The 3,479-nt window shown below is 63.4% G+C and carries 3 protein-coding genes and 1 pseudogene; all 4 read left to right on the top strand.

What is annotated here, in order from left to right; all coding sequences use genetic code 11:
- A pseudogene (locus tag ENZ74_RS26070) lies at positions 1–206 on the top strand (hypothetical protein); the annotation flags it as partial.
- Positions 203–499, top strand: coding sequence for an HPr family phosphocarrier protein (locus tag ENZ74_RS26065; RefSeq protein ID WP_013528333.1), 297 nt, complete (start codon positions 203–205; stop codon positions 497–499). The pseudogene ENZ74_RS26070 and the gene ENZ74_RS26065, both read left to right, overlap by 4 nt.
- Positions 500–679: 180 nt before the next feature.
- Positions 680–2,080, top strand: coding sequence for an adenosylhomocysteinase (gene ahcY, locus ENZ74_RS26060; protein ID WP_013528332.1), 1,401 nt, complete (start codon positions 680–682; stop codon positions 2,078–2,080).
- Between the two features lie 199 nt (positions 2,081–2,279).
- Positions 2,280–3,479: PAS domain-containing protein (locus ENZ74_RS26055; protein ID WP_127313081.1), on the top strand; the 1,200-nt coding region annotated here is incomplete at its 3' end.

Here is a 3,479-nt window from a genome sequence, read left to right as displayed (position 1 = left end):
TCATCAGGCCCATGATCGAGGCGCCGCCAACCTTGACGCCATCCTTCTCGACATGCACCGAGGTGATCGCCGGCATGACTCTGCCGATGCTGATCAAGCTCTCCTCGATCCGCAAGGGCGACAACATGGCGGCCGCCCTTGATGAGGCCCAGGCCGCCGGTCGCAAATACATCAATGTTGCCAGCCAGCTCCTGAGCAGCAAATGACCGCGCTGTCCCCGGAAAAAGATCAGATAGTCCGGGATTTTCCCATCATCAACCAGCGCGGCCTTCATGCGCGCGCTTCGGCGAAGTTCGTCCAGCTGGCCAGCGGCTTCGATGCCTCGGTGCATGTCGAGAAGGATGGCGTCAAGGTTGGCGGCACCTCGATCATGGGCCTGATGATGCTGGCGGCAAGCCCCGGCTATTCGATCCGCGTCACCGCCAGCGGGCCGGAGGCCCAGCAGGTCATCGACGCCCTGGAGCAACTGGTGGCGTCCCGCTTCGGCGAGGAATGCTGATCTGGTAGAGCGCGATATGCGTCCGAGAGACATGCAGGGATAAAGATTTCTTTATATCCCATTGTCGTCCTTGCTCCGATCTGCTAGTCAGGCCGGCAATTCGCGCCCTTGGACGCGCCGACCGGCGCGGGCGTGTCCGCAACAAATTCGCAAGCACAACATTCGCATCGGAGTACTGCCATGACGGGTAGCAAGGACTATGTGGTCGCCGACATCTCGCTTGCCGGCTGGGGCCGCAAGGAACTCGAGATCGCCGAAACCGAAATGCCGGGCCTGATGGCCTGCCGTGAGGAATTCGGCCCCAAGCAGCCGCTCAAGGGTGCGCGCATCACCGGCTCGCTGCACATGACCATCCAGACGGCGGTGCTGATCGAGACGCTGAAGGCGCTTGGCGCCGATATCCGCTGGGCCTCCTGCAACATCTTCTCGACCCAGGACCATGCGGCCGCGGCCATCGCCGAGGCCGGCATCCCGGTGTTTGCCGTCAAGGGCGAGTCGCTGGAGGAGTATTGGGACTACACCGACAAGATCTTCCAGTGGGCCGATGGCGGCCTCTCCAACATGATCCTCGATGATGGCGGCGACGCCACCATGTACATCCTGATCGGCGCCCGCGCCGAGGCCGGCGAGGACGTGCTGTCCAACCCGCAGAGCGAGGAAGAGGAATATTTCTACGCCCAGGTCAAGAAGCGCCTGAAGGCTTCGCCCGGCTTCTTCACCAAGCAGAAGGCGGCGATCCGCGGCGTCACCGAAGAGACGACCACCGGCGTCAACCGCCTCTACCAGCTGCAGAAGAAGGGCCTGCTGCCCTTCCCCGCAATCAACGTCAACGACTCGGTCACCAAGTCGAAGTTCGACAACAAGTATGGCTGCAAGGAATCGCTGGTCGACGGCATCCGCCGCGGCACCGACACGATGATGGCCGGCAAGGTCGCTGTCGTGTGCGGTTATGGCGACGTCGGCAAGGGCTCGTCGGCCTCGCTCAAGGGCGCCGGTGCCCGCGTCAAGGTCACCGAGGTCGATCCGATCTGCGCCCTGCAGGCTGCGATGGACGGTTTTGAAGTCGTCACGCTGGAAGATGCAGCCCCCACCGCCGACATCGTCATCACCACCACCGGCAACAAGGATGTCGTCACCCTCGACCATATGCGCTCGATGAAGGACATGGTCATCGTCGGCAACATCGGCCACTTCGACAATGAGATCCAGGTCGCCGCGCTGCGCAATTTGAAATGGACCAACGTCAAGCCGCAGGTCGATATGATCACCTTCGCGGACGGCAAGCGGATGATCCTTTTGTCGGAAGGACGGCTGCTCAATCTCGGCAACGCCACCGGCCACCCGAGCTTCGTCATGTCGGCATCCTTCACCAACCAGGTGCTGGCGCAGATCGAGCTCTACACCAAGCCCGGCCAGTACGAGAACCAGGTCTATGTCCTGCCCAAGCATCTCGACGAAAAGGTCGCCCGCCTGCATCTCGACAAGCTCGGCGCCCGCCTGACCGAACTGTCGGGTGAACAGGCCGCCTATATCGGCGTCACGCCGCAGGGTCCGTTCAAGCCGGAACACTACCGCTATTAACCAAAGCTAAAATTACTACCAGATATTGAGGCCGGGCGATTGACTTTTCGCCCGGCCTTATTTTTGCGCGCCATCAGCCTTCACGCCGATTCGGCGAGGGGTTATTGTCAGGTGATTCGGCGATGCTTCCAGCCCGAGAGGGTCAAGAGAGGCACGCATCAGGGCGGTCTTGCATTCAGGCGGCGGAGAGGACCAAGACATGCCGGGGCAACACCCGCACAGAGCGGGACGGGCCGTTTCCGGCGGCCATGACGATTCGGGGATTGCTGGCTCCGCCCTGGAAGGGGGGAGCCTGTCCTGGCGCGCCCGCGCGTCGACATTCCTTGCCACCTCCGCGCTCGCGGGGCCCTTGGCCGGCGCCGCCGCGCATGCCGAGACCGCTGTTGCCAGCGTCGCCGGACTGTCGGTGAGTGCCATTGATGTCATGCAGCTTGCAGTGTTCGTCGGCGTGACGGGTGCCGCACTGATATCGGCCATCGTTCTCATCCGCGAAAGAGCCCGCACCTCGGCGGAGAATGTCGAACTCAGGAGCCGCCTCGCCGACATCAACGCGGCGCTCCGCCGTTCCGAGGCGCTGCTCAATCTGCGCGACCAGCGCGTCGTCGTCTGGGCTGCGGAAAACAAGAAGCCCGAGCTCATCGGCACATTGCCCGTCGAAAGCGGCGCTCCCGAGGATAGGGCCGCTTTTCTTGCTTTCGGCCGCTGGCTGATGCCGCGTTCGGCGGCGGCACTCGAACATGCCGTCGCGGGATTGCGCGAAAAGGCCAAACCCTTCGACCTGGTCATCGAATCGCAGGCCGGTGCGCCGCTCGAAGTGCATGGCCGCAAGAGTGCCGCGCATGTGCTCGTGCGTTTCCTCTCGCTCTCGGAGACGCAGCGCAGCCAGGCCAGACTGAAGATCGAGAACCAGCGGCTGGCCGCCGACCACGACACGATGATCGGCCTGCTCGACGCGCTGAACATGCCGGCGTGGCTCCGCGGCGAGGATGGCGGGCTGAAGTGGGTCAACCGCGCCTATGCCGATGCCGTCGAAGCCGAAAATGCCGAAGCCGCGGTTCGGGAGAAGAAAGAGTTCCTCGGCGGCCAGGCGCGCGATGCGATTGCCGCCCAGCACAGGACGCATCCGGTTTTCGAGCAGTCGCTGTCCTCCGTGATCGAAGGCGACCGCCGTGTGTTCGCGGTCACCGATTTCGCCGGCAGCGATGGCTCGGCCGGCCTTGCCTGCGACACCAGTGCCATCGAAGCCGTTCGCGGCGAATACGAACGGACGGTGCGAAGCCACGCCGACACGCTCGACCAGCTCAACACGGCGGTCGCCATTTTCGACACCGACGAGAAGCTGCGGTTCTTCAACCAGGCCTTCCAGAAGCTTTGGGGCCTGGAGGCAGGCTTCCTGCAC

Origin of the sequence: Mesorhizobium sp. M7A.F.Ca.CA.002.15.2.1, assembly GCF_003998715.1 — a bacterium.
GTDB lineage: Bacteria > Pseudomonadota > Alphaproteobacteria > Rhizobiales > Rhizobiaceae > Mesorhizobium > Mesorhizobium ciceri.
Note: the sequence above shows the minus strand (reverse complement) of the source record. Positions and strands in the feature narration are given on the sequence as shown.

Excerpts from the sequence above, each read along its gene's own strand:
- ENZ74_RS26065 (WP_013528333.1), top strand. The coding sequence starts at position 203 with ATGACCGCGCTGTCCCCGGAAAAAGATCAGATAGTCCGGGATTTTCCC.
- ahcY (WP_013528332.1), top strand. The coding sequence starts at position 680 with ATGACGGGTAGCAAGGACTATGTGGTCGCCGACATCTCGCTTGCCGGC.